Raw genomic sequence first — 18,079 nt, forward strand, 5'->3', positions numbered from 1 at the left:
CGCGGGGCGCAGGGCGCCCGGCGAGGGGGAGGTCGGAACGGAAAGTGCGGGGGGTCACGGTCAGGCCCGCGTCTGCAGCCTGGCCCCGAGGTCGCGGGCCTGTGCCTCCAGCCGGGTGTCGTCGCCGGGCGCATAGGGCCGCAGGAAGTGGCGTTCGATCCGGCCCCCGATCAGCGAGATCAGCGTGCAAAGCGCGAAATAGACGACGAGGATCGAGCCGTAGACCAGATAGGCCGGGCTGCCGCCGCGCAGGATCGTGGTCTGTTCGATCACCACCTGCCCCGAGCGCAGCAGTTCCTGCGCCCCCACCACCGCGCCAAGCGACGTCGCCTGCACCAGCGCCGTCAGCAGGCTGACATAGGGCGGAATGATCACCGGCATCGCCTGCGGCAGGGTGATCAGCAACAGCCCCTTGAGCGGGCTGAAGCCGAAGGCCGCGGCGGTCTCGCGCTGGCCCGCGCTGACCGAGGTCAGCCCCGCCCGCAGGATCTGCGCGCCATTCGCCCCGCCCCAGATCGAGATCGCCGCACAGCAGGACCAGAACGGGTCAAGGTTGAGCCCGGTCATCGGCAGCATGAAATACACGAGCAGCACCGTGACCATCAGCGGCAGATCGCGCAGCACTTCCATCAGCGCAAAGCCGATCTGGCGCAGGATCCGGGTCTTGGCCAGCACCGCCGCGCTGATCGCAATGGCGCAAAGCGTCCCGCCGATCGCCACGACGAGCGACATCTTCAGCGTTTCGATCAGCCCCGCGATCAGGAAGACGCGATATTCGTAAATCAGGTCCATCGGGGTCACCGTGCCGCATAGGGGCGGTTGAGGCGTTTTTCCAGCCGCCGCCCAAGCGCCGAAACACCGAGGATCACGACCAGATAGATCACGCAGATCGACAGGAACATCTCGATCGAGCGGAAATCCTGCGCGATCCGGTCCACCGCGACGAAGGTCAGCTCGACCAGCCCGATCGCCTGCAGATAGGCCGAGTTCTTGATCGTGCCGACGACCGTGTTGAGCGTGGAGGGCAGCGCCGAGCGCAGCGCGATCGGGATCACCACCAAAAGCGCATGCTGCCAGGGGCGCAGGCCCAGCGAGGCCGAGGCATTGCGGATGTCGCGGCTGACCGAGGACAGGCCGGCGCGGAAGCTTTCGACATGAAAGGCGCTGGCCCAGACCGTCAGCGCCAGCACGCCCGACCAGAAGATCGACAGTTTCACGCCAAGGCTGGGCAGGCCGTAGAAGATGAAGAAGATCTGAACCAGATAGGGCGTGCCGCGGATGAACTCGACATAGGCCGCCACCGCCCAGGCCGCGGGCCGCAGCCGCGAGACGCGCAACACGCAGCCGATCGCCCCGAGCGTCAGCGAAAGGAGGATCGCCAGGCCGCTGACCAGCAGCGTCATGCCCAGACCTCGCATCAGGTCCGGCCCGGCGTTCAGGATATAGGCCCAGTCAAGAAAGCTCATCGTCGGTCCGATGCATGAGAAGGAACGGGCGGGCCGGAGAAGACCCCGGCCCGCAGAGGATCACAGCTGCGGCGGCGCTTCGAGGAAGCCGCGTTTCATCACCTCGGCCACGGCGGGTTCCTTGACGAATTCGGGGATCACCCGCTCATAGAACCCGTCCTTGCGCAGTTCGTCCAGCGCGGCATCGACAAAGGCCTTCAGCTCGGGCTCGTTCTTGCGCAGGCCGATGCCGTTCACGCCCAGGTCGAGCCCCTCTTCCACCACGCGCGTCTCGGGATAATTGCCCGCCAGCGTGTAGACCAGCCCGCCGTCGCCGACAAAGCCGTCGGCGCGGCCCTGCTTGAGCGCCTGCACCCCGTCGGCGGTGGTGTTCAGCTGCAAGATCTCGATGCCGGGGATGTTGGCCTCGAGCCATTTGATCTGCGTCGCGCCCTTGACCACGATGACGGTCTTGCCCGACAGGTCCGCAAGCGTCTTCACCGGGCTGTCGGCCGGAACGAGCACGTTCGAGCTGCCCCAGAAATAGATGTCGGAATAGTCGATCACGTCCATCCGCGCCGGGGTCCGGCCCAGCGTCGCCAGGATGAGGTCAAGCTTGCCGGAATTGAGCGAGGGGATCCGCGCCTCGGAGGTGACGCAGGAAAGCTCTGCCCCCGCTTCCGAACCGAAGGCGAATGTGCCGATCTTCCGGGCCATCTCGATCTCGATGCCGAGCGGCTTGCCGTCGGGGCCCGAGGCGCCGAAGGGCGGGCTGTCGCATTTCACGCCGATGCGGATCTTGCCCGCCTCCTTGATCGCCGCGGGCAGCGGCGGGAAGTCCTGCGCCTGGGCGGCGCCGGACAGGGCCGTCACCCCCGCCAGCAGCAGCGCGCCGAGGGTCGTGTTGACGTTGAGCATCCGATGTACCTTTCCGTTGGGGTTGGTCGATTGGGGCCTGCCGGTCCTTCTGCGGGATCAGTGCAGGATCTGGCTGAGGAACAGCCGCGTGCGTTCCTCGCGCGGATTGCGAAAGAAGTCGTCGGGGGCGGCGCTTTCGACGATGGCGCCGCGGTCCATGAAGATCACCCGGTCGGCCACCTGACGGGCAAAGCCCATCTCGTGGGTGACGCAGATCATCGTCATGCCGTCTTCGGCCAGCGAGACCATCGTGTCGAGCACCTCGCGCACCAGTTCGGGGTCGAGCGCGCTGGTCGGTTCGTCAAACAGGATGATCTCGGGCTGCATGCACAGCGACCGCGCGATGGCGACGCGCTGTTGCTGACCGCCCGAGAGCTGGCTGGGATATTTGTGCGCCTGATCGGGGATGCGGACCCGCTCCAGATAGTGCATCGCCCGTTCCTCGGCCTCGGCGCGGGGGATGTTGCGCACCCAGCGCGGCGCGACGGTGCAATTGTCCAGGATGCTCAGATGCGGATAAAGATTGAAGTTCTGGAACACCATGCCGACCTGACGGCGGACCTGATCGACGTTGCGGCGCTGGTCGTTCACCTCGACCCCGTTCACGGTGATCGTGCCGGACTGATGTTCCTCAAGGCGGTTGATGCAGCGGATCATCGTCGACTTGCCCGACCCCGAAGGGCCGCAGACCACGATCTTTTCGCCCGGTGCGACCGAGAAGCTCACGTCGCGCAGGACATGCATCCGGCCATACCACTTGTTGACCTTGTCAAAGGTGATCCCGAGAGCCCGCGTCATTGGCAATGCCATCTCCCTGCAGCCGGTTGCGTCAGCTTGTGCCAACTTGTCTGACAAGTATTAACTTGATGCGGGCGCCGCCTGTCAACAGAAAATACATCTACGGATCATATTCACCTATAAGCCCGTATTTGCGTTGTTTTATCAGGTGGACTTGTGCAAATCACGCCTGTATCTTGTCAGACATCATGGACGGCCGGGGCGCAAAACGCGACCGGCCCGGCATTGAAAGGACAAGATGATGCCCCGGAACGCGCCCCCGCTGCCCCGAATCGCCGTCATCGCGGGCGGCGGCACGCTGACCGCGCTGGCGCTGGATCCCTTCGAGATCTGCGATTACGGACAGGCGGGCAGTCTTGACGCGCAGGCGCTGATCGCGCGCTGCGGCCCAATGCAGACGCGCTTCGCGCTGCATCCCGTCCCCTTCACGCCGCTGCCCAGCTTCGACATGGGCCCGCCGCAATGGCAGGAGATCCGGAGGCTCTGCACGGCAATGCTGCAGGCTGTGCCCGATCTGTCGGGTTTCGTGCTGACCCATGGCACCGGCTCGCTCGAGGAGACGGCGTTCTTCCTGTCCTGCACCTGGGATCTGCCGGTGCCGCTGGTGCTGACCGGGGCTCAGCGCCCGGCCTCGGCGCTCGGCAGCGACGGCTACATGAATTTCTTTCAGGCCGCCTGTGTCGCGGCCTGCCCCGAGGCGGGGGCGCATGGCGTGCTGGTCGTCACCCATGGCGAGATCCACCTGCCCGCCGAGGTGACGAAGACGCTGAACTTCGGGCTCGACACGTTCCGCGCGCCGGTGCTGGGACCGGTGGGGTTGGTGACGGGCGAGACCGTGCGTTTTCATCGTGCCCCGGCCGCGGCGCGGCGGATCTGGCGCGTTCCGGCCGATCCCTCCGCGCTGCCGCGGGTCGACATCGTGCTGTGCCACACCGGCGGGGATGCGGTGGCGATCGAGGCTTTCCTTGCGGCGGGGGCGCGCGGGATCGTCGTTGCGGGCTTTGCCCCGGGCTATGCCACCGGCGTGCAGGCGCGCAGGCTGGAGCGCTGGATCAAGGAGGAGGGCGGCCTTGTCGTCATCGCCTCACGCGCGCAGGGGATGGTGATGCCCAACAGCCGCAACGACGGGCATGGCTTCCTCCCCGCCGGTCTTCTGAGCCCGCAAAAGGCGCGGATCATGCTGCAATTGGCGCTGGCCTGCGGGATGAAACCGCCGCAGATTGCCGATGTGTTCAGGTGAGCCGGAACAGGAGTGACGAGATGGAAAAGCCTCGGGAAAGCAACATCGAGCGCCTGCGCACCGCGCTTTTGGAGATGATCCGTGAGTTGAACCTGTCCCTCGGCGACAGGCTGCCCACCGAAAAGGAGATGGCCGAGCGGTTCCAGGTGTCGCGCCCGACGCTGCGCGAGGCGCTGAAGCTTCTGGAACAGGAAGCGGTGATCGACGTGCATCAGGGCAAGGGGCGGTTTCTGGCGGCGGGGGCCAGCCTGAGCATCGCGCGGCCGATCACCAAATTCGAAAGCGTCTCGCAGATGGTGGCCAGCCATGGCTACAAGGCGCAGACCCGGGTTCTGGGCTTTGCCACCGTGCCCGCCCCGCCCGAGATCGCCGCCAAGCTTGATCTGGCCGAGGGGGCGGCGGCCTTGCGCATCGAACGGCTGCGCAGCAGCGGCGGGCAACCGCTGATCTATTCGATCGACTGGCTGCCGCGCGATCTGATCGTGACGGACGGCGAAACCGCCCCGGACTGGAGCGGCTCGATCGTCGGGCTGCTGGCGAAGCTCGACCGCAACCCGGTGGCCTCGACCGCGAATGTCATGGCGACGCTGCTGCCGCCCGAGGTCGCCGCGATGCATGGGCTCGAGGCTTTCGGCCCGGCGCTGCTGATCGAGGAGATCTGCTATGCCGCCGATGGCAGCCGGGTGATCTATGCGCTGGATTATCACCGCGGCTCGGCCTTTTCCTTCAGCTTCGTGCGGAAATAGCCCGCTTGCCCGGGACGGGGGCTCATGCCCCCCCGTCCGCCGCGCCGATCACATCGGCGTATTTGTCCAGCAGCCAGACCGGGATCGGGATGAGCGGCTGCGGAAAACCGCCCTCGTGCTGACAGGTTTCCGCCGCGGCCAGAGTGGCCAGCTGCAAGGCCTCCGGCCCCGGGCGGTGCGCGCCGATCAGCGCGGCCAGAAAGGTCGCGATGAAACTGTCGCCCGCCCCGCAGGTGTCGCGCACCGCGATCTTGCGCGCCGCGACGCTGCAGACCGTGCCGCCGTCGTCGAAAAAGGCGCCGCGGCTGCCGCAGGTCACCACCGTGCGCCGCGCGCCCCGGGCGCGAAAGGCCGCAAGGACCGGCTCGATCGGCTCGGCCGGATCCTCGGGGCCCGAGGCGAAGACGAGGGGCACGCCCGCAAGCGGCAGATCCGCATGGCGGGTGGAGACATCGATGCTGAACCCCACCCCCGCCTCCAGCAGCCAGCGCAGCAGCCCCGGATCGGCATTGGTGCCCAGATGCACCCAGCGTGCCGCTTGCAGCGCGGCCTGATGCGCCGCGTCGGGCCGCCAGCCATCGCCGACGCCCAGATCTTCGAGCAGGAAGCGCCGGTCGCCATGATGATCGCGGATCAGCGTCACCGCGGTATTGCCCGGGCGCCGTTCGACATCGGCCGGATCAAGCCCGACCCCGGCCAGCGCGTCGAGGATCACCGCGCCCTCGGCATCGGGGCCGACCACGCCCAGATACCGCGCCGCAAGCCCCTTGCGCCGCCATTGCGCCGCGACGTTCAGCGCATTGCCGCCCACGGCCATGTGCCCCTTGGTCAGATAGACATCAAGGCAGTTGTCGCCCACGGCGATCAGATCGGAGACGACAGTCATGCAAGGGCCTTTCCGGGAGCGAGATGGGCCGCGATGGCCTGCATGTTGTGCCGCCACGCGCGCATCGGATCGAGCGCATAGCTGCCATCGCCAAAGGGTTCGAAGGACAGCGCACCGCGATAGCCCGCCTGCGCCAGATCCTGCAGATATTGCGCCAGCGGCAGCACCCCCTCGCCCCAGATCAGATGGCCCGAGGGGGTGCCGTCGACCAGATGCACATGCGCCAGCCGGTCGCCGAACAGCCGCACATAATCGGCCACGCTGTCGCCGGCACAGGCCATCGCCACCGTATCAAGCACCACATCCATCGTTTCGGCATCCACCATGTCAAGCAGAAGGCGCAGGTCGGCGGCGCTGTGGGCGATGTTGCTTTCGCGCCGTTGCAGCGGTTCGAGCAGGCAGCGCAGCCCGCGGTCGGCGGCATGGGCGGCAATGATCCGCAGCGCCTCGGCCGAGCGGTCCCAGGCCCGGCTGGCGGGTTCGGATTCAAAGCCTCGCCCGGGGGTCAGGAACAGATGACGCGCCCCCAGATCCGCCGCGATCTCGGCCGCGCGGCAGAACCGCGCGATGCTGGCCTGCCGATAGGCCTCGTCGCCCGAGGCGATGTTGATCGGGTAAAGCACCTGTTCGGGCGTCAGGCAGCGCAGCTTCAACCCGGTTTCCTCCAACACCCGCCGCACCCCGTCGATCCGCGCGGCATCGGCGTGAAACAGATCAAGATGCGGCGCGATGCCCCAAAGCTCGATTTCGGTCATGCCAAAGCCCTGCATGGCGCGGGCCACATCGGCAAGGGGCCAGTGCTGAAAGCTGAAATTCGCGCCAATCAGCTGATCGGTCGACAGGCGCGGGGGAGGGGTCGTCATCTGCATCTCTTTCGGTCTGGGCGCAGCGGGGGTGCCGCCGCAACCGGAACCGGAACGGCGCCGATCCCGGATGTCTTGGGAAAGGATCGGTCGACTGCATGAGAGACCGATCTCACATCGATGTAACGCATGGCCGCCCCGGTCTGGCAAGAGGTTTTTGCGCCATTTCTCAGCAGGCGGAATCCGTCGCGGCCGCACCGCCTCCGGGCGGCGCCACCGATCCGCGCCGGATCAGCCGGGTGGGAAGCTGAACATGGCGCGGCGGCTCGGTGCTGCCGCGCATGCGCTCAAGCAGCATCCGGACCGCCAGCGGACCGATCTGCGCGACCGGCTGCGCGACAACCGTGATCTGCGGCTCGGTGAAGGTCGCCAGATCGAAATCGTCAAACCCCACCAGCGAGACATCGCGCGGCACCGACAGACCAAGCGCGCGCAGGCCCAAAAGCGCCCCCTTGGTCATCAGGCTGTCGAGGGTGAACAGCGCGGTGGGCGGATCGGGTTGGCGGAAGAGCCGGATCGTTGCCTCGGTCGCCTGCGCGACAGTGGATTGCGCCACCGCGATCAGCCGCGCATCAAGCGCGATCCCGTGATCGGCCAGCGCCCCCGCATAGCCCGCCAGTCGGTCCCGCGCGGTCACGATCCGCTGATCGTCGTGGATCACCGCCACCCGACGATGTCCGGCCGCGATCAGGCAGCCGACCGCCGCCCGCGCGCCGCCCGCATTGTCGACCGAGACACAGTCGCAAGGCAGACCCTCCACCGCGCGGTCGATCAGCACCAGCGGCACGCCCTCGTGCAAGAGCGCCTCCAGATGCGGGCGGGTCGGACTTGCGGCGGGGGCGACGATCACCCCCCGCACGTTCAGCGCGCGGAAGCTTTCGATCAGGTCGCGCTCCTGCGCGACGCTTTCGGCGCTGCTGGCGATCAGCAGGCTTTGACGGCTCTGGCGCAGCTGCGCGTCGATGTCATGGGCGATCTGCGCGAAGAAGGGGTTTTGAATGTCCCCGGGCACGAAGCCCACAAGCGGCAATTGCCCGCCCCGCAGCGCCTGGGCGACGCGGTTGCCGCGATAGCCCAGCTGGGCCGCGATTTCGATCACCCGCTCGGCCGTCGCGGCGCCGACATAGCCATAGCCGTTGAGCGCCCGCGCCGCCGCCGCCCGCGACACGTTTGCGGCAGCGGCGATATCCTTGAGCGTCACGGTTTTTCTGGGGGCCATTGCCGCCTCTTCCGGTGGAGCGAAACTGCCGGGCAGCCGCGTCTTCAGCTAACAGGGCCGCGGCGGAACTTTCAAGCGCAGAGGCCGACAGTCCCGGCGCCGCGAGGAGGTGCTGCCGGGCATGGGTGTGGTCCTTTCAGGCAAAGAAAAACCCCGCCGGAAGGGTGGGGCACAGGGCGGTCTGGGTGGGGTTCAACCTGCAATGAATGGGTCAGGCGGCGGGTTTTGCGCCTCTCGGGCGGCGGCCAGTTCGGCGGCGAAAAGCGCGCAGCGTTCCGAAAGGATCGCGATCTGCTGGCGCAGTTCGGCGATGTAGGCGGCCGATGCGGCGGGGGACATGGAGGCTCCTTTCAGGGTCAGAAGTCGGTCTCGCGGGAATGCGCCCTGTCAGCCTGCGGCGCGGCGCAGAAACGCGACGATCCGGGCGGGAACTTCGGGGGCCAATGTCTGCGGGATGCGGGCGTAATTTTGCGGATCGCCGGTCGGATCTGCTTGGAACAAATGGTTCAGACCCGCCATGACGTCGACCTGCATCCCAGCTGTCCGGGCCAGATCGCGCAGGGCGGCGGCGTTCTCGGTCGCATCGACCTGGGTGTCGCTGCCGCCGTAAAGCGCCAGAACCGGACCGTCAAACGCCCCGATCAGGGCCAGCGGATCGGGGCGGGCGGCATCAAACCCCCAAGGCGTGGCCAGAACGGCGGCATAGGTCCTGCGCACCTCGGGCGGCAACGGGGCCAGCGCGGCCGTGAGCCGGGGGCGGGCCGCGGCAAGGTCGGGCGCCGCGCGCAGGGCGGCAAAGCTGGCCGCAAGCGCCTCATCAAGCGCCGCGATCCGGTCCGCGGGGGCGCCTTGCAGCGCGGCGATGGCGCGGGTCTGATGGCGCAGCACCTGTTCCATCGGCACTGCGGGACCGGCCAGAAGCACCAAAGCCGCCACCTTGCGCCCGCGCGCGGCAAGGGGCGCGGTCAGCCCGCCTTCGGAATGGCCAAGGATCGCGATGCGCGCCGGGTCGATCTCGGGCCTTGCAGCAAGGGCGTCGAAGGCCGCCCCGGCGTCACGGGCGAAATCCGAAATCGTGGCGGTGGCGAAATCGCCGGCGCTTCCGCCCACCCCGCGTTTGTCATAACGCAGGCTGGCAATCCCCGCCCGGGCCAGCGCATCTGACAGCACGAGGAAGGGCCGATGCCCCGCCACATGCTCGTCGCGGTCCTGCGGCCCCGAGCCCGCCAGCAACAGCACGGCGGGAAAGGGACCGGGGCCTGCGGGCAGCACCAGGTCACCCGCCAGCACGCCTGCAGGTCCAGCGATGTGCAGGCTGCGATGCGGATCGGGGCGGAAGCGGGGATCTTGCGGCCGCAGGCAGGCCATCAGCGGCAAGACGCCCAGAAGGACAAGAAAGGAACGACGGGTCATGAAAGCCTCCGGGGTTTTGCCCGGATCTCTCAGCCTTGCGCGCCCTTTGCGACCGGGCCGATGGGGCCGGACGCCCGCCAGGCACTGGGCGTCATGCCCGTGCGCTTGAGAAACGCCGCATTGAAGGTGGATTTGGCGTTGAACCCTGTGGCATGGGCGATGTCGAGCACGGTGTGATCGGTCGCGCGCAACAGCGCCTGTGCCTCGCTCACCCGCCAGCCGTTGACGTAGTCGTAAAAGCTTTCGGCCCGCCCCTGATTGAGCGCCTGACTGACGTAGAAGGGCTTCGCCCGGGCGGCCTCGGCCAGATCGGCCAGCGAGAGGCCCGGGGCACGCCACAGGCTGTCGCGCCGCATCGCCGCGTCGATCCGGGTCAAAAGCTGCGCCATCGCCTCGGGATCAAGCCCCGAACGGGCGTAGCTTGGCGGCGCCGCAGGAACCTCGGTGGCGGCGATCACCGCATCGGCCCAGTCGGGCCAGTGCATCTTCAAGGTCAGCCCGTGCAGCGCCGTCCCAAGGATCAGCGCGAACAGGAACAGGTCCGAGAGCGGCCCGATCAGCACCCGCCCGAGCGACAGAAGGTCCAGAAGCTGGATCGCGAACAGCGCGACAAGACAGGCGCCCAGCAGGGCAACACCGCTGAGCCGGGGCGTGGGCGGCGCGGCGATGATCTGCGCCAACGCCTTGGCGTGACGGCGCAGCGCGCGCAGGATGCCGATCCCGGCCAGAGCCGTTCCAAGGCAAAGGGCGAGCCAGTAAAGCCCGACCCCGGCCAGAGCCGCCAGCAGCCAGCCCGGTGCAAGCGTCGGCACCTGTCCCGCCTCGATCGCGGCGCGGGCCGCGGCGGGCAACAGAAGGAAAGGCAGACACAGACCTCCGCTTGCCGCCAGCGCGGCCTCGATCCGTGGCCAGCGTGCAGGCCCCGCCAAGCTGCGGACGTGTTGGGCAAGGAGGATCGGCAACAGCGGCAGAACCAGCACCTGCCAATCCTCCCAGGGGCCGCCGTCAAGCCCCAGAAACACCGCCAGCCCCAGCGCAAAAAGCGCAAGACATCCCACAGCCGGGGTCAGCCGCGCATCTGCGCCACGCCCCCGCAACCAGATAGCCAGCGCAGCCATCGCCGCCATTCCCGCGAAAATTCCCGCCATCCGTTCCCCCGCGCCAAGGCAGAATGCGGGGAAGTCGGACCGGGTGCAAGCGCGGCCCGGCGTCCGGCCCCTTTGGATCGGTCGCCCTGCGCGCCGGATCCGCCGAAGATCGCGGCACATCCAGCCCGGAGGTCCCATGACAGCCCTTTTTCGCGCCCCCCTGCTTCACGCAGCGCTTCTTGTGCCGCTGCTTTTCGCCTGTGCCCCGCCCGGGCCCGAAGTCACCCATGCCAAAGGCCCGACGGTGATCTTCGAAGCGGGCCTTGGCGATACTGCCACCGTCTGGGACCGCGTCGACATGCCCCCCGGCCTTGGGCGATTTGCCTGGACACGGGCGGGATATGGGCTCGGCGCCGATCTGGTCGCCGGTCAATCCTGGCCAGGCGATGCCGATGGCCGCCGCACCGGGGCCGAGGTGACAGCCCAGCTGGAGGCGGCCCTGACCCGGGTGCAGGCAAGGCCGCCCTATATCCTTGTCGGCCATTCGCTCGGCGCGCTTTACGTGCTTGATTTCGCCCGCAGCCATCCCGATCAGGTCAAGGGCATCGTCCTTGTCGATCCGCGCCTGCCGGGGTTCACCGCGCGCTGCAAGGCCGAGCAGCTGCGCGGCTGCGAAATCCCGCCGCTGTTGCGCCTGACGCTTACGAATGTCGAGCGGCTCGAGTTGGGCGGGGTTCCCGAGACCGAGACGGCGCTGCGCGACCTTGGCGCCCTGCGCGACATTCCGCTGACGATCCTTTTGGCCGAAAAGGCAGGTCTTGGCGAGGATCCGCGCTGGCGCGGGGTCTGGGCCGCGCATGCCGAGGCTTTTGCCTCGGATTTCCGCCAGACCAGTGTGATCCCGGTTGCAAGCGGCCATTACATCCAGACCTCTGCCCCCGAGCAAGTCACGGCCGCCATCGCGGCGGTTGGAAGATAGCATCGCCGGACCGGAAGCGCGGAGTGATATTCGTCCGGACTTCGGCCGCTGAATGGTACAGGTGACAGGCTGTTTGGTGAGGAGCCGGGCGATGGGAGGCAACCGCAGTCAAAGTCGAAATTGAATCCCGATCTGCCCGCAAGGCGAGTTATAAAAGCGGGTTCTCACCATGGAAAAATGACTGCTTTGCGGAAGAGGGCATTGGCAAATGCCTGAGCTACTCCCCGATCCTTGGACAGGTTTCCGGGTGATTTAAGCTACAGGCCCCCGAAATCCGCACCACCAAAGGCGCGGGCACCAAGATCACCAACTTCAGCCTCGCCACCTCGCGCCCCCGCCTCTCGGAAGGTCGCGTCCTGCGCGACGAGAATGGCTACCGGATCATGGACACGGAATGGCACCGCATCACCTGCTTCAACGGTCTCGGCAAGACGGTCGCGGAGCATTGCGAAAAGGGCATGAAGGTCCTCGTCCACGGCCGCATCCACTACATCAAGTGGACCGACAGCATGGGGAACGACCGCTACAGCTGCGAGATCATCGCCGAGAAGGTCGACTTGCCTCAAGCCGCCCGAAAGCGGCCGAGAACGAAAACCCCGAGTTCATCGATCGCGACGACGAGATCCCGTTCTGAGAACGGGGTCTCCCCCTCGGGCCCGGCGGGGAAACCCGCCGGGTTCGCGGCATTAGTTTTTTAGTTGCCAATTCACTGCTCCGGGTGGAAGGCGACGAGGACATCGCCATTCAAGAGCAGCTTTCGTCCTGGAAAGGACTCGAAGAAGGCAAGCATGGCCTCTCGGGCCTGCACGGTATGGTCTTTCGAGTGTCGTGTGAAACATTCGCTCTTGAAGCCCTCTCCAACACCATACTCGGCCATGATTTCCAGATGGAACGGCCCCAGGTCGTCACTTGCGCTCCAAGCCTCCCAGACGTCACCGGCACTCCTCGCTGCTGCGTCCAGTCGCTGCATGAGGTCAGGTAGGTCTAGATCGGAATAGGCGTTGTAAAATATCGCCATCGAAATCACCGTATGATGCCGTCCCAGACCTTGGTTTTTCTTTATCCGGTGGGAACACCGGTCACCCCTTGGACGGTGGCACCTCTGCCCACACCAGGTATTGGTATTCCCCGCCCTCGCTCGACGCGCGGCGCACGATGTCGCGGATATTCGCGGCAGATCGCTGTGGATCGAGAAATATCTGCCATTCTTCCTCGTAGCCCGGGCCCGCGTTTGCCAGGAAATCGTACTCGAAGGTGCGCCCGGTTCGACTGCCGCCCTGAACTCTGACGACCTCCAGTCGCGCAACGCTGTAGCCCCGGGATGCCATATATTCGTTGAACTCGAGCATTACGCTCGACGGCTCAACATACACGAATTTGCCAGCTTCGAGTTGCTCCAGCATCTTTTCAAACTCGTCGCGCATGTTCACTCCAATGGCCTGATGATCGGGTCTGGTTCATTTTCCGTTTCCCAAAGGGGGCGGTTCCGATTGCTTACAGCGACGACGCGCCCCTCCGGGCTCAAAAGAACCCAATACCCATCCTGACCGGTCAACAAGGTCATCTCCTGGCCCTTGTATCGACCACGTCCGGCGACGATTCCGCTAAGATCGGGCCGGGGATTGGCGATGATTTCATCGATTTGCCCGGCAGTGTGCCCTTTTCCTGTGACGTATTCCAGCCCGTCGCCCTTGCCGCCGTGGTCGTCAATCGTATTCCCGCCAGGGGTGGTGAACGCCTCATCCCGACGTGCCTCGACAATGTTCGGCCCCGCTTCATCCGGGATCGGCGTGGAGATGATGTTACCGTCAGGATCCTCGACGGGCAGCGAACCCGTGTGGTTCGGCAGACCAAGGGTCTCGGCCGGATAGGTTTCCAGCCACTGGTCGATGCGTTCCGGCGTGAAGCCGGGAAGTTCACCCAACCGGCGCTCGCCGCCAGTGAGTTCCGGGAAAACCTTGACCCAACCTTGGGCAATTGTGCCGTGCTGCCGCCGCAACCGGCTTTCCGCGAATGCGTTGTAGGCTTGCTGCACGAAGTCTCCGAGGGCAAGTTGGGCGGCAGGATCCCCTTCGACGATCCTCGAGGCCCGGGACATCCTTGGCCGATACCTCAGCCAGAACCCGGTCATCGGCAGCTGGCAAGCGCTGCTCGACTATTGCGCGCTCACCCGCCCACACCGTTTCCCAGACCGCCCATGCGCTCGAAGAGCTGCAGCTCTACGGCTACCGCCCCTTCGACGAACCCGATCCGCGCCCGATGCCCGATGCGCAGCGCCTTGCGGTTGCCGTCGCCGACATCTTCGACGCCCTCGTCGCCACTCTCGAGGACACCCGCATGGAACCCGACCTCGAAGAGGTGCTCTGGGGCCAGGTCAACCTCTTCCACCGCGCCACCGCCCGGATCGAGCGGTCGCTTGACGAGAACGAGCAGGCGCAGCGCCGCCTTCAGCGCGAGCAAGACGGCTCCGAGGTGAAGTCGACCGAACTCGAGCGCCTGACGGCGGAAGGCCTGACCCCCATCGAGCGGCGCAACTGCATGGACATGATGCGCGATCACGCCGCGACCGAATTCTCTCATCACACGGGATCGACCTGGCGGCCCCGCCCCGGCTCGATGGTGAACCGCCGGCACATGACCGCAGCGCTGATCGACAGCCGCGATTTCCTGGCCGCCAAGCGCCGCGCGGAAACCGAGGTGATGCTGCCCGTGGGCCCCAAGGTTGCCCTCACCGGCGGGACCGATTTCAACGATCACCACCTGATCTGGGGCAAGCTCGATCAGGTCCGGACCAAGCATCCCGACATGGTGCTTCTGCACGGGGGCAGCCCCGCCGCGGCCTGCAGCGCCTCTTCATGCGGGGGGGCGGTGCCAAGCCCGGCATTGGCGCGGCCGTCGGTCATCACGATGACCAGCGGCAGGACATTCGGGTCCCTGCGCTGAACCTGACGCAGCACATTGGCCGCTTCGCCAAGCCCCTGGGTCAGCGGCGTGCGGCCGCCCACCTCGAGCTCGGCCAGCAGCCGTGCCGCGCGATCGACCGAGCCGGTCGGCGGCAGCACCACTTCGGCGCTGCGGTGCCGAAACACCACCATCGCCACCTTGTCGCGCTTTTGATATCCGCATTCGGCCGGGCTGGAACAGATCGACCTGATCCTGACCGATCCCTACCTGCGCCCCGAAGACCCGCGCCTGCTGATCGAACGTCCCTTCGAGATGCCCGAAACCTGGGTCAGCCTGTCGCGGATGTTTGCGCCCCATGAGATTGCCGAACGCACGCCGCAGTCTCGCAAGGGGCATCTGACCTTTGGCACTGCGAACAACCCCTATAAATACACGCCCGCCTGTCTGGATGCCTGGGCTGCGGTGCTGCGCACTGTCCTCGGATCGCGCTTCGTTTTCCTGCGCCCCGAAGGCGGCGTCGAGAGTTTCCGCGCCAATGCCCGCGCGGCATTCGCGCGCCGCGATGTCGACCCCGACCGGCTTGATTTCATCGGCGTGCGTGGCGATCACATGCGCCATTACAACGAGATCGACATTGCCCTTGATACCCTGCCGCATGTCGGTGGCACGACGACCTGCGAGGCGCTCTGGATGGGGGTGCCGACTGTCAGCCTGATCGGCCCGGGCTTTGCCGAACGGCTGAGCTGTTCGAACCTGTCGAATGCGGGGCTTGGCGATCTGGCCGTGCGCTCGGTCGCCGATTATGTCGCCAAGGCGGCGGAACTGGCTGCCGATCCGGCGCGCCGTGCGGCGCTGCGGGCCGGTGCGCGGGCGCAGATCGCGGCCAATCCGCTTGGCCAGCCCGCGCGGTTCACGAAGAACTTCTATGACCTTGCGCGAAAGGTGGCCAGCCAATGAAAGCCGTGATCCTTGCGGGGGGACGTGGAACGCGGCTTTCCGAAGAAACCGGGCGGCGGCCGAAACCGATGGTGGACATCGGCGGGCAGCCGATCCTGTGGCACATCCTGAAGATCTATGCCGCGCATGGGGTGAACGAGTTCGTGCTCTGCCTTGGCTATCGCGGCTGGCAGATCAAGGACTACTTCCTGAACTCCGCGCGGCTCTCGTCGGATCTGACGGTCGATCTCGCCTCGGGCGTCGTCGAGATGCTGCGCCCGGCGTCCGAGCCGTGGAAGATCCATCTGATCGACACTGGCGAAGACACCCAGACCGGCGGGCGGCTGAAACGGGTGGGGCATCTTCTGCGTGACGACGATGCCTTTTGCCTGACCTATGGCGACGGTCTCGGCGATGTCCATATCACCGCCGCGATCGCTTTTCACCGCGCCCATGGCAAGGCTGCGACCGTGACGGCGGTAGTGCCGCCGGGCCGCTTCGGCGCGCTCGACCGGCAAGGCGACCGGGTTTCGGCCTTTGTCGAAAAGCCCGCAGGCGATGGCGGCACGATCAACGGCGGCTTTTTCGTGCTGTCGCCGTCGGTACTTGACCGGATCGAAGGCGATGCGACGGTCTTTGAACAGGAGCTGCTCAAGGGCCTTGCGCGCGATGGCGAATTGCGCGCCTTTGACCATCGCGGTTTCTGGCAACCGATGGACACGCTGCGCGACCGCGACCATCTGCAGGCACTTTGGGACGGGGGGGCGGCACCGTGGAAGATCTGGTAAGGCGGCCTGATCCGGGGGTCTGGGCCGGGAAGCGGGTGCTGTTGACCGGCCACACCGGCTTCAAGGGCGCTTGGGCCGCACGGATGCTGACCCTGCTGGGTGCAGAGGTGACGGGGCTGGCGCTCGACCCGGCGCCCGGGCCTTCGGCCTTTGCGGCGCTGGCGGTCGGGCAGTGCTGGCCGAACTGGTCGCGCGCGGCATTCCCGTTCACGCGACCGCCCGTTCCCCCGGCTCCGCGCAACCCGGCGTGATCTGGCACACGGCCGATCTGCGCGAGGGCGCCGAGCGCGCCCGCCTGCTGGCGGGGTCCCCGGCCAAGCAGCTTCTGCATTGCGCCTGGGAGATCGAGCACGGCGCGTTCTGGACCGCGCCCGCGAATGATCTGTGGCGCAGGGTGTCCTGCGATCTGGCGCGCGAGTTTCTTGCGGCGGGCGGAGAGCGGGTGCTCGCGCTGGGAACCTGTGCCGAATACGATCCGCTCGCGCCCAGTGCGCTGGCCGCGGTCCGTCTTGTCGCGCCGATCACGCCTTATGGTCAGGCAAAAGCATCCTTGCATGAGGAGCTTGGCCGGATCTGCGGGCCGAGGCTGATCTGGGCGCGGCTCTTTCACCTTTACGGTCCCGGCGAAGACCGCCGCCGCTTGGTCCCTTCGCTCATCGACGCGGCTCGCGAAGGCCGCCCGGCCGAGGTGCGCGCCGCGGGTCTGATCCGCGATTTCGCCTCCAGCGCGCATGTCGCCCGCGCCCTTGTCGGGCTGATGGACAGCGGCGCAACCGGGGCATTCGACATAGGATCGGGGCAGTCCCGCAGCCTGGGCGCGCTGGCACGGATCATCGCCGAGGCGGCGGGCAGGCCCGACCTCTTGAGGTTGTCGCATACGCCCGGCCCGCAGGATCCGGCGGAACTCACCCCGCACTTTGCCGCTCTGGCCGCCGTGAGCGGTTTGAAACCGGAGCACCCGTTGCAAGCCCTGACCGAACATGTCCGCCGCGAAATCGGCGCGGCTTGATCAAGGGCAGCTTAGACACCTTCGAACGGCGGCTTTCACGGTTTGGTGCGCCGCCGACTCGGCACCATTACAGGCGTCAGCCCACCGTCATACCTGCGCGAAGCCTTCCGCCGCGCCCCGCACGAGCGGCTGCTCGGCCCCGTTGCCGCGGTTCGCTCGAAGGGCCGGTTCGAAGCATGGCGGTCAATGATGCGACCGTCGGCTGAGGGCCGGGACGCGCGATACTGTATCGTGTCGCAGCTCTACTGGGGGACGGCGCTGCCCGACGCCTGCCAGAGCCGCGACGCGATCACCCGGCGGGGACGATGACCAAGCTCAAGTGGCGATTTCGGCCCCCTGTCGGGCGAGTTTCGCGACATCGCGGCTCAGCGCAAGATCCCCTGCCTCCAGCGCATGGAGCGGGAACCAGCGGGCTTCCAGAGCATCATCCCCGGCCACCGGCTCGCCGGAAACCCAGGAACAGAGGACGGCCACCAGGACATGATGATGGCGCAGGGCTCCGGCCTCGTCCCGGTCGAAAGCATCGAGCGCGGTGAAGACCCGCTCGGCCCGCGCTTCGATGCCGGTTTCTTCGAAAAGCTCGCGAAGCGCTGCCTTTTCAAGGGGTTCCCCAAGCTCCACCTTGCCGCCGGGAAAGCCCCATGTGCCGGCATCCGGCGGATTTGCGCGGCGCACGAGCAGCACATGGCCGTCCCTGAAAACCGTTGCGATCGTCGCGACGATCGGGCGGGCCGCCGCTTGCGCCGACGAAAGGCTGGTCTTGTCCGCTGACATGCAAACCCTCTGGCAAAGACTGGTCCGAACCTGCCCCGACGGAAAAGGGCCGCTGGCATAGAGGCGCAAGCGG

At 66.8% G+C, this 18,079-nt stretch carries 22 protein-coding genes and 3 pseudogenes; 10 read left to right on the forward strand and 15 right to left on the reverse strand.

The genetic code is table 11. The features are described 5' to 3' along the window. Positions 1 to 60 precede the first annotated feature (60 nt). The 4 genes from RCAP_RS17510 to RCAP_RS17525 are packed head-to-tail and all read right to left on the reverse strand — an operon-like array spanning position 61 to position 3,161. Complete coding sequence (locus RCAP_RS17510; protein WP_013069231.1) at positions 61 to 792, reverse strand: amino acid ABC transporter permease; 732 nt, start codon at positions 790 to 792, stop codon at positions 61 to 63. A gap of 5 nt (positions 793 to 797) precedes the next feature. After that, positions 798 to 1,466: an amino acid ABC transporter permease gene (locus RCAP_RS17515; RefSeq protein WP_013069232.1), complete on the reverse strand. Its 669-nt coding sequence runs from the start codon at positions 1,464 to 1,466 to the stop codon at positions 798 to 800. A 60-nt stretch (positions 1,467 to 1,526) separates the two neighbouring features. Continuing rightward, positions 1,527 to 2,363, reverse strand: a complete 837-nt coding sequence (locus RCAP_RS17520) for a transporter substrate-binding domain-containing protein (protein ID WP_013069233.1) — start codon at positions 2,361 to 2,363, stop codon at positions 1,527 to 1,529. 57 nt (positions 2,364 to 2,420) lie between these two features. Next, the gene (locus RCAP_RS17525) at positions 2,421 to 3,161 is read right to left on the reverse strand and encodes an amino acid ABC transporter ATP-binding protein (protein ID WP_013069234.1); all 741 of its coding nucleotides are present in this window, start codon (positions 3,159 to 3,161) and stop codon (positions 2,421 to 2,423) included. A 241-nt stretch (positions 3,162 to 3,402) separates the two neighbouring features. Here RCAP_RS17525 and RCAP_RS17530 point away from each other — a divergent pair, with 241 nt between their 5' ends. After that, positions 3,403 to 4,401 (forward strand): asparaginase, encoded by a 999-nt coding sequence (locus tag RCAP_RS17530; protein WP_050759997.1) that lies wholly within the window; start codon positions 3,403 to 3,405, stop codon positions 4,399 to 4,401. 20 nt (positions 4,402 to 4,421) lie between these two features. After that, a complete protein-coding gene (locus tag RCAP_RS17535) occupies positions 4,422 to 5,147 on the forward strand; it encodes a GntR family transcriptional regulator (RefSeq protein WP_013069236.1) in 726 nt (241 codons plus the stop codon). Between the two features lie 22 nt (positions 5,148 to 5,169). On the opposite strand, the gene RCAP_RS17540 is transcribed toward RCAP_RS17535, so the two are convergent. From RCAP_RS17540 to RCAP_RS17560, 6 genes are all read right to left on the reverse strand, one after another. Then, the gene (locus RCAP_RS17540) at positions 5,170 to 6,033 is read right to left on the reverse strand and encodes a PfkB family carbohydrate kinase (protein WP_013069237.1); all 864 of its coding nucleotides are present in this window, start codon (positions 6,031 to 6,033) and stop codon (positions 5,170 to 5,172) included. Beyond that, positions 6,030 to 6,896, reverse strand: coding sequence for a sugar phosphate isomerase/epimerase family protein (locus tag RCAP_RS17545; protein WP_013069238.1), 867 nt, complete (start codon positions 6,894 to 6,896; stop codon positions 6,030 to 6,032). Before RCAP_RS17545 ends, RCAP_RS17540 begins: the two co-directional genes overlap by 4 nt. Before the next feature lie 169 nt (positions 6,897 to 7,065). Continuing rightward, positions 7,066 to 8,115, reverse strand: a complete 1,050-nt coding sequence (locus RCAP_RS17550) for a LacI family DNA-binding transcriptional regulator (protein WP_013069239.1) — start codon at positions 8,113 to 8,115, stop codon at positions 7,066 to 7,068. A 192-nt stretch (positions 8,116 to 8,307) separates the two neighbouring features. Further along, positions 8,308 to 8,454 carry a hypothetical protein gene (locus RCAP_RS19740; protein ID WP_013069240.1) on the reverse strand — a complete coding sequence of 49 codons (147 nt, stop codon included), beginning with the start codon at positions 8,452 to 8,454 and terminating at the stop codon, positions 8,308 to 8,310. Between the two features lie 48 nt (positions 8,455 to 8,502). Beyond that, positions 8,503 to 9,528, reverse strand: coding sequence for an alpha/beta hydrolase family protein (locus tag RCAP_RS17555; protein WP_013069241.1), 1,026 nt, complete (start codon positions 9,526 to 9,528; stop codon positions 8,503 to 8,505). 29 nt (positions 9,529 to 9,557) lie between these two features. Next, complete coding sequence (locus RCAP_RS17560; RefSeq protein ID WP_013069242.1) at positions 9,558 to 10,676, reverse strand: helix-turn-helix transcriptional regulator; 1,119 nt, start codon at positions 10,674 to 10,676, stop codon at positions 9,558 to 9,560. A 136-nt stretch (positions 10,677 to 10,812) separates the two neighbouring features. On the opposite strand from RCAP_RS17560, the gene RCAP_RS17565 reads away from it, so the two are divergent. Together RCAP_RS17565 and RCAP_RS17570 are read left to right on the forward strand one after the other, a co-directional pair. Then, positions 10,813 to 11,595 carry an alpha/beta fold hydrolase gene (locus RCAP_RS17565; RefSeq protein WP_013069243.1) on the forward strand — a complete coding sequence of 261 codons (783 nt, stop codon included), beginning with the start codon at positions 10,813 to 10,815 and terminating at the stop codon, positions 11,593 to 11,595. 272 nt (positions 11,596 to 11,867) lie between these two features. Further along, positions 11,868 to 12,229 (forward strand): annotated as a pseudogene (locus RCAP_RS17570) (single-stranded DNA-binding protein). Between the two features lie 72 nt (positions 12,230 to 12,301). On the opposite strand, the gene RCAP_RS17575 reads toward RCAP_RS17570, so the two are convergent. The 3 genes from RCAP_RS17575 to RCAP_RS17585 form a co-directional block, all read right to left on the reverse strand. Beyond that, complete coding sequence (locus RCAP_RS17575; protein ID WP_023925859.1) at positions 12,302 to 12,613, reverse strand: hypothetical protein; 312 nt, start codon at positions 12,611 to 12,613, stop codon at positions 12,302 to 12,304. Between the two features lie 61 nt (positions 12,614 to 12,674). After that, the gene (locus RCAP_RS17580; protein WP_013069246.1) at positions 12,675 to 13,019 is read right to left on the reverse strand and encodes a hypothetical protein; all 345 of its coding nucleotides are present in this window, start codon (positions 13,017 to 13,019) and stop codon (positions 12,675 to 12,677) included. Positions 13,020 to 13,021: 2 nt separating this feature from the next. Continuing rightward, positions 13,022 to 13,693, reverse strand: a complete 672-nt coding sequence (locus RCAP_RS17585; protein ID WP_013069247.1) for a hypothetical protein — start codon at positions 13,691 to 13,693, stop codon at positions 13,022 to 13,024. On the opposite strand from RCAP_RS17585, the pseudogene RCAP_RS20205 reads away from it, so the two are divergent. Both RCAP_RS20205 and RCAP_RS17590 read left to right on the forward strand, forming a co-directional pair. Further along, a pseudogene (locus tag RCAP_RS20205) lies at positions 13,674 to 13,766 on the forward strand (DNA repair protein); the annotation flags it as partial. The gene RCAP_RS17585 and the pseudogene RCAP_RS20205 overlap by 20 nt on opposite strands. Continuing rightward, positions 13,753 to 14,538, forward strand: coding sequence for a DUF2493 domain-containing protein (locus RCAP_RS17590; protein WP_080514708.1), 786 nt, complete (start codon positions 13,753 to 13,755; stop codon positions 14,536 to 14,538). The pseudogene RCAP_RS20205 and the gene RCAP_RS17590, both read left to right, overlap by 14 nt. 8 nt (positions 14,539 to 14,546) lie before the next feature. Here RCAP_RS17590 and RCAP_RS19975 read toward each other — a convergent pair. After that, a pseudogene (locus RCAP_RS19975) lies at positions 14,547 to 14,690 on the reverse strand (hypothetical protein); the annotation flags it as partial. A 121-nt stretch (positions 14,691 to 14,811) separates the two neighbouring features. Here RCAP_RS19975 and RCAP_RS17595 point away from each other — a divergent pair. From RCAP_RS17595 to RCAP_RS17605, 4 genes are read left to right on the forward strand one after another with little or no spacing between them, the layout of a single operon-like run. After that, complete coding sequence (locus RCAP_RS17595) at positions 14,812 to 15,456, forward strand: O-linked N-acetylglucosamine transferase family protein (RefSeq protein WP_013069250.1); 645 nt, start codon at positions 14,812 to 14,814, stop codon at positions 15,454 to 15,456. Next, on the forward strand, positions 15,453 to 16,223 hold the full coding sequence (gene rfbF / locus RCAP_RS17600) for a glucose-1-phosphate cytidylyltransferase (protein ID WP_013069251.1): 771 nt from the start codon (positions 15,453 to 15,455) through the stop codon (positions 16,221 to 16,223). Before RCAP_RS17595 ends, rfbF begins: the two co-directional genes overlap by 4 nt. After that, positions 16,208 to 16,474, forward strand: a complete 267-nt coding sequence (locus RCAP_RS19745; RefSeq protein WP_013069252.1) for a hypothetical protein — start codon at positions 16,208 to 16,210, stop codon at positions 16,472 to 16,474. Before rfbF ends, RCAP_RS19745 begins: the two co-directional genes overlap by 16 nt. After that, complete coding sequence (locus tag RCAP_RS17605; protein ID WP_013069253.1) at positions 16,396 to 17,232, forward strand: NAD-dependent epimerase/dehydratase family protein; 837 nt, start codon at positions 16,396 to 16,398, stop codon at positions 17,230 to 17,232. Before RCAP_RS19745 ends, RCAP_RS17605 begins: the two co-directional genes overlap by 79 nt. Before the next feature lie 315 nt (positions 17,233 to 17,547). Here RCAP_RS17605 and RCAP_RS17610 read toward each other — a convergent pair whose 3' ends face one another. Further along, positions 17,548 to 18,006, reverse strand: a complete 459-nt coding sequence (locus RCAP_RS17610; RefSeq protein ID WP_013069255.1) for an NUDIX hydrolase — start codon at positions 18,004 to 18,006, stop codon at positions 17,548 to 17,550. Between the last annotated feature and the right edge of the window lie 73 nt (positions 18,007 to 18,079).

Source organism: Rhodobacter capsulatus SB 1003 (genome assembly GCF_000021865.1).
Lineage (GTDB): Bacteria > Pseudomonadota > Alphaproteobacteria > Rhodobacterales > Rhodobacteraceae > Rhodobacter > Rhodobacter capsulatus_B.